The sequence below is a fragment of the Streptacidiphilus carbonis genome (assembly GCF_000787775.1).
GTDB classification, from domain to species: Bacteria; Actinomycetota; Actinomycetes; order Streptomycetales; family Streptomycetaceae; genus Streptacidiphilus; species Streptacidiphilus carbonis.
This window is the reverse complement of the sequence record NZ_BBPM01000033.1, coordinates 1-5,907: the sequence shown is the minus strand read 5'-3', so window position 1 is coordinate 5,907 and position 5,907 is coordinate 1. Positions and strand designations below refer to the sequence as shown.

Sequence of the window (5,907 nt, the reverse complement as noted above, 5' to 3'; positions counted from 1 at the left end):
CCCGCTGCCGCTACTCGAAGTGTCACCGCGCGTGGCGCCGCACCGTTCCCCCTCAGCTGTCGGCGGGGGCCGGTGCGGCGCCTGCGGCCCGGGCGCGTGCTCCAGGCGGTGCGAACCTGGCCGCCGTCGTACCGGGCGTGAACGTGGTCGGCCTCTCTCACAAGTCCTTGACCGAGATCATCTGGTCCACGGCCTGCTGGGCCCCCTGTAGGAATGCCGTGACGGTCTCGCCGTCGGGAGCCTCGCCACCGAGCAGGTCGACGGCGGTCGCGCGGGTGATGACGATGTCGGCCTCGAAGACCTGCTCCGCGGACCACACGTCCAGCTCCGACTCGGTGCCCTCGCCGTAGCTGATGTAGAGCACCGGATGTTCAACGGAGGAGCCCAGCAGGGTGCGGACGTGCGCGGCGGTAACCTTCGGAGCCGGCCTGGCGGGGATCGAGTGCATGGCGTCAGCCTACGGGCGGGGGCACGATACTCCGGTCCCGCCAGGGCACAGCGACTGACACAAAGGGGCCCCGCGATCGTTTCGCGGGACCCGGCGTTGTTCTGCTCCTCTGAAACAAACCGGTACTTCGCCGCCACCTATGGCGGTGACCAGATTGGACCGCATGATGCCCACCTTCGGACCTGGCGGAGACCGCCGATGACGACAACCTCCGCTGCTCTCACGCCCGCTCATGTTGATCGTTGGGCAGCTCCGTTCGGCGAGCTCCTGGACGTCGTCAGCCGGCGCGTCGCCGGTCGCATGAGCCCGGCCTGGCAGTCGGACGCATCCGACGAGATATCCGAGACCGCTGCGCTGGTACGCAGCGACGGCATTTCGTGGGGACCGAACCCGGGCAGCATCACGCTCGTGGTGGCGGAGGTCCTGATGCGTGCTGCACTCGAACACGCTCATGCCGTCCGAATGCTTCTGCTGTTGCGTCCAAGCTCCGCGATGTCCATCGAGTCTCTGGTGCGCAGTGCCCTGGAAGCAGCATCGCAGGCGTGGTGGCTCCTGGAGCCAGGCATCGGCGGCCGCGAGCGTGTCGTACGCCGACTACTCCTGGAACGGAAGACCGCCGCCGCCCTGGAGAAGTCCGCGGCCAAAATGGGCTACACCGTCAGCTCGGACCATGGGAAGACCATCGATGACACGGACAAGGAGCGGGTTGCTCTTGGCATCCAGGACGACTTCGGTCCGAAGGGCGGATGGGTCGGAGCTGCAAAGCAGCGGCCGCTCGACTACACCACGCTGGTGGAGCGCTTCATGGAGCAGACTGGACAAGACGCGCCCCAGGGCCCTTACGCGTTCCTCTCCGGCACCGCGCATGCGGAACTCTGGCGAATCCTCTACGCCTACACCAGCGAGAAGGACACGGCCGGGGCCAACGTCTTCATGCCCCGCACATCCGCGGACTTCGTCCGCTTCGCCGTTTCCGCCTGCATAGACGCCGCAGCTCAACCCGCGATTCGGGCTTTCCAATGGCTCGGCCACGGCGCGGCACTCGCAGAGATCAGGCAACTGAGGGAACCGATCCGGGAAGCCATGAAGCCGTAGCCCGACGACGTGCCGCAGGGGTGTCAGCCGCCCAGTGATGGGTTCCCCCCACGCGGTGCCGCAGGGAGGCAAGTTGACGCTGCGTCGGCTCCTTGTGGGGTTTCAGTCCCTGCGTGCGGCCACCACGATCCGTGGTGGCTGATGCACTGGGTGTGATGTACGCAACAGCGTCTCGTGTGCCCACCGTGGCGTCGCGCGGCTGCTGAGCGACCCTCGACCGTGTGACCTGGGGATCTCGGTGTGGCGGCTGTGGTCCTCACGCGTCTGATGATCAAACGTGGTACTAGTTCGTGATCACATGGTGATTTCTTTACCCATGGGCATGTGTGTTCGGGTCTCGTAATCGATTGGGTTAACCCTCAAAGGCATGGAGCCTTCGGCGCCCGCTCGGAGGGCGGGCGCCCTGCGCGCGTGAAAGCGAGCACCGTTGAACGCCATGAGCAACATCCTGGTTGGGGTACGTCTGGGGTGGGTGGCCCGAGGGGCGAGGCAGCAGCGTCCCGGGCCCGTGCGATACCGGACCGCACCGGAGGGCCGGTCATGACCGAGAACTCCGAGGTGCCGTTCTTTTCCACCGGCGGCCCTGACGGGTGGTCGGACCGCGAGGCGCCGCCCTGGCAGGTGCTGGCCGAGCCGGTGGTCCTGCCGTTGGACTGCCAGGCGTTCTACCTCAGCCATGTCGGGCCCTACCAGGGGTATGCCGAGACGGTCCTGGGTGACAGCGGCGCAGCCTGGCAGCTGATCCATGAGGTGTTCGTCTACATCATCGCGGTGGCCTGGTCGGACCTGCTGGACGAACCTGAACTGGAGGCCAGTACCTGGGAAGTGCTGCGCTCCGCGGTGGCCTACGAGAGCCGCCGCAACGTGAACAGCAGCCCGAGCTTCTTCTGGCGCATCACCTTCGGCCACGCCATGGCGTCCAGCCGCCTGGAACTCGCTGCCGAGCAGGACGAGGTCCGCCAGGCCATTGCCCAGCTGCCGGCACGTCAGTTCGACGTGATGGTGCTGCTCTACCTGATGGGGCGTTCGCGCCGCGACGTGGCGTGGCTGCTGGGGCTGCACCCGAACACGGTGGACCACCACCGCCGCCTGGCCCGGCGGCAGCTGCGCAAGCTGCTCGGGGGCCCGGTGCAGCGCATAGCAATCGAAGGGGAGATCGCATGACCGAGGACGAGCTCGACCTGGCCCTGGCCGCCTCCGCGCGGCGCGGCTGGCCCCCGGGCAGCCCGCTGGACCAGGCCGAGGGACTGCGGCGGCTGGCCGCGGACGTGGACCGCCACCGCGCCGGCACCTACTCGCAGCCCGCGTGGTGGACCGGAGCCCTGCGGGCCCGCACGAAGCTGGAGTCGTTGTCCCGCTGGGTCATCAACCAGCCGAGCGCTGCCCTGGAACTGGGCCGGCTCGCGGACTACGCCACCGCCGGACCGCAGCTGCCGTGCGCGGAAGGGGCCAGGGTGTTCGGCTGCTTGCTTCACCTGACCGGCCACGACGACAACGCCCAGTTCTGGTGGCGGTTCTCCGGTGGCGCCGAGGACAAGGTCTCCGCCTACTGCCTGTACCTGCTCAAGGTGCAGCACGGCGACCTGCGCGAGGCCCAGTACTGGTTCGACGTGGCCGTGCCCGGCGGCGTCGACAGCGTCTACCCTCCGACCCCACACACCCCCGCGTTCGTGAGCTACGGCTTCGGCACCTTGGCCCCGCCAGTGGACAACTTCCACACCCTGCTGTCCCTGTTCGCCCGCAAGTCCGGCGACGTCGGAACCGGCGCGGTGGCGCCCGACGACGTGCTGCGAGCCGAGGTCCAGCGCGTGGTCACCAGCGAAAGCACAGCCGACGGTGACAGGAACCACCAGGGACTGGCAGCAGAGGCTCCGCCTGACGAGGCCCTGACCGCCACCTTCGCCGCCTTCGCAGGAAGCTCCGCCGCCTAGCAGTCAGCCTGTCGGGGCCGCCCATCCGGCGGCCCCGGCCCACCCGGAAAGCAGCCCTCATGCCCACCTTCGTCACCCTGGTCACCCGCGGCGCCGACACCCTGGGCGCGGGCGCCGCCCTGTACGCCCTCACCATCACCACGATCGCGCTGGCCGCTGTGGCCGCCCCCAATGCCCAGCGGCGCCACGACGCCCGCACCGTACTGAAGATCCTCATGCGTCGCACCGACCGGAACCCATGACCCGACAAACAGGGATCGCACGCGTCGGCATGGTCCGTCCGGGCCCCGTCATGGCAAGGCAGCACTCGTAGCCGCTACCGGTCATCCCGGCGGAACACGCACTGAACTCCGCGCAGCCAGGGTGAGCGCAGCCAGGGTGAGCGCGCCTGGTATGGACACCCGGGGTTGTGTCAGCCCAGTACTGACACAACCCCGACTTTCGTGTGCGTGGCGACACCAAGTTCCGTGTGTGTAGCCACACGCTCAGATAGGGTTCTGACGCCCCGGTAGATCAAGGAGAACCCCGCCCCCATGAGCGCAGCCACCAGCGGCAGCGAGGACCCGAAGCCGTCCGTCGCGCCGTCGCGCAGCCGGCGGCGGCGCCCCAAGCCGCCACCCAGCGCCTACCGAGGAACACCGCCCCCTAGCATCGACCTGCCACCGGGCCACGGCGCGAAGGTCTTCCCGCTGCCCACCAGCACCGGTTTCGTCGGTGAAGAGTTCTCCATGGACAGCATGGAGTTCATGCGCTGGGCTGCCCTGCGCTACGACGGCGACCGCTTCGTCCTGGTGGTGCTGTTCACTCTGATGGGCAGTCAGGAGCCCGGCGGCCTGATCGAAGCCACCCAGGAGCAAGTCGCCGACTCCCTCGGCTACTCCCGCTCCCACGTCGCCCGCGTGTACAACGTCCTGGAGACCGACGGAGCCCTGCGCAAGGTCCGCCGCGGCGTCTACCAGCTCAACCCCGCTGTCAGCCTGCGAGGTGGCCTACGCAAGCCCAGGAACGCCTCACGCAGCGCGGACGCCAAGGCCGAGAAGGTCGACCAGTTGGCCTTGCTCTTCGAGATCCGGGAGGATCTTGACGCACCGGAGGCGTTCCGCGAACTCGCGGCTTCCGGTGCGAAGCTGGACACCCGGCCCAAGCCCGGAACCCCGGAAGGAGGGACGTCATGACGTCCGCAGCAACAGAGTGGACCCCGCAGCCGCGCCCCCTTCTCTGGGGCAGCTTCAACGGCCTCGCCTACGTGCCCCGCCTGCCCCCCACCGCCTACGTCCTGCTGCTCCACCTGCTCACCGAGCAGGAAAGCGGTGGCTTGGTCAAGGCCACCCACGAACGGCTCGCCGCAGGCCTGGCCATAGACCGCGGGCTCATCAGCCGAGCCATGCAGCACCTGGTCGCCGCCCGCCTGGTCACCGTCGCCGGCCGCGGCAAGTTCCAGCTCAACCCGATGATCGCTGCCTACGACACCCCCACCGACCAGGCCCGCGCCCTCAAAGCCCTGCCCCGCGAGCAGCGCCTGGACGAAGGCGACTTCGAGGAAGAGTACGAGCACCGCCTGGAGGAGCAGGAACGCGAGCGCCTGCGCAAGAAGACCGAATCCAAGGTCGCCACGCTCCGCCCCCGCCTTGTGCGCTAACCGCCGGCACCACCACGGCGCTGCACCTCATGGGTGGAGCGCCGTTCTGCTGCTCCGCCCCACTGACCCACCGTCAAACTTTGGTGTGTGTAGCCACACCAAACGCGTCCGATACGTCAGCGCTGTCTGACGTCCAGCATGAGTTATGTCAGTGCTGCACTGACATAACTTTCCACAGCACCCGTTCCCACCTGCGCAAATGCAGCCGCCAACGCTCTAGAGCGCGTGCGCGCGCGTTACCGCCTACACGCGCCACAGGCAACGACCGACACACCCGAGCATCTGCCGGGTGCCGCAGGCACTTCCGCCCTGGGGTACCAGGGCCGCTTACCGCGCCCTGGACCCAGGCCGGGCACGGCGTCACCCGGCGCGCAGCCCGCGCTCCCTGGCACAGGCCCGTACGCGCCGGGCAACGCCGTGCTCTGGACGCCGACTGACCGGCGTGCTGTGGCCAGCCCACAGGCCGCCGGTGCCGCCCCCTTCCGCCCTACATGGCACAGGCGAATAACAACCGGAATGCAAAACGCATATCCTGCCCCCGCCCGTGAATTACCAACGGTGGCTGCGAGGTGAAATCCTGGCGGGATCCGGCAGAAACTCAGGCACCCATGTAAGTAGGCGCTCAAAAATCCTAACTATACACAGTGCATCATTCGATGCCAGCGCACTAGATAGGCAGTGTCGCCCGAACGAGTCACCCATTGGCGAAGCCGACCCTCAGACTGGCGCTGGTCATGTATGCTCAGGATGTGACGAAGCCTCAGCTGCAGTTGAACGGCCACCGGGTGGAGCGC

At 68.0% G+C, this 5,907-nt stretch carries 7 protein-coding genes; 6 read left to right on the top strand and 1 reads right to left on the bottom strand.

All coding sequences use genetic code 11. From position 1 onward, the window contains the following. Nucleotides 1–157: 157 nt before the first annotated feature. Nucleotides 158–448, bottom strand: a complete 291-nt coding sequence (locus TR46_RS23750) for a hypothetical protein (protein WP_042404651.1) — start codon at nt 446–448, stop codon at nt 158–160. A 198-nt stretch (nt 449–646) separates the two neighbouring features. Between TR46_RS23750 and TR46_RS23745 the strand changes: the two genes are divergently transcribed. From TR46_RS23745 to TR46_RS23720, 6 genes are all read left to right on the top strand, one after another. Continuing rightward, nucleotides 647–1,543 carry a hypothetical protein gene (locus tag TR46_RS23745; protein WP_042404649.1) on the top strand — a complete coding sequence of 299 codons (897 nt, stop codon included), beginning with the start codon at nt 647–649 and terminating at the stop codon, nt 1,541–1,543. Nucleotides 1,544–2,083: 540 nt separating this feature from the next. Then, nucleotides 2,084–2,707: an RNA polymerase sigma factor gene (locus TR46_RS23740; protein ID WP_042404647.1), complete on the top strand. Its 624-nt coding sequence runs from the start codon at nt 2,084–2,086 to the stop codon at nt 2,705–2,707. After that, nucleotides 2,704–3,474 (top strand): hypothetical protein, encoded by a 771-nt coding sequence (locus TR46_RS38245; protein WP_052433052.1) that lies wholly within the window; start codon nt 2,704–2,706, stop codon nt 3,472–3,474. Before TR46_RS23740 ends, TR46_RS38245 begins: the two co-directional genes overlap by 4 nt. A 59-nt stretch (nt 3,475–3,533) precedes the next feature. Beyond that, nucleotides 3,534–3,716: a hypothetical protein gene (locus TR46_RS23730; RefSeq protein ID WP_042404645.1), complete on the top strand. Its 183-nt coding sequence runs from the start codon at nt 3,534–3,536 to the stop codon at nt 3,714–3,716. 291 nt (nt 3,717–4,007) lie between these two features. Further along, nucleotides 4,008–4,649: a helix-turn-helix domain-containing protein gene (locus TR46_RS23725; RefSeq protein WP_052433051.1), complete on the top strand. Its 642-nt coding sequence runs from the start codon at nt 4,008–4,010 to the stop codon at nt 4,647–4,649. Continuing rightward, on the top strand, nt 4,646–5,113 hold the full coding sequence (locus TR46_RS23720) for a hypothetical protein (protein ID WP_042404643.1): 468 nt from the start codon (nt 4,646–4,648) through the stop codon (nt 5,111–5,113). The genes TR46_RS23725 and TR46_RS23720 overlap by 4 nt, the downstream gene beginning before the upstream one ends. Nucleotides 5,114–5,907 lie beyond the last annotated feature (794 nt).

Coding starts and splice junctions, on each gene's coding strand:
- TR46_RS23725 (WP_052433051.1), top strand. CDS start 4,008: ATGAGCGCAGCCACCAGCGGCAGCGAGGACCCGAAGCCGTCCGTCGCG.
- TR46_RS23750 (WP_042404651.1), bottom strand. CDS start 448: ATGCACTCGATCCCCGCCAGGCCGGCTCCGAAGGTTACCGCCGCGCAC.
- TR46_RS23720 (WP_042404643.1), top strand. CDS start 4,646: ATGACGTCCGCAGCAACAGAGTGGACCCCGCAGCCGCGCCCCCTTCTC.
- TR46_RS38245 (WP_052433052.1), top strand. CDS start 2,704: ATGACCGAGGACGAGCTCGACCTGGCCCTGGCCGCCTCCGCGCGGCGC.
- TR46_RS23730 (WP_042404645.1), top strand. CDS start 3,534: ATGCCCACCTTCGTCACCCTGGTCACCCGCGGCGCCGACACCCTGGGC.
- TR46_RS23745 (WP_042404649.1), top strand. CDS start 647: ATGACGACAACCTCCGCTGCTCTCACGCCCGCTCATGTTGATCGTTGG.
- TR46_RS23740 (WP_042404647.1), top strand. CDS start 2,084: ATGACCGAGAACTCCGAGGTGCCGTTCTTTTCCACCGGCGGCCCTGAC.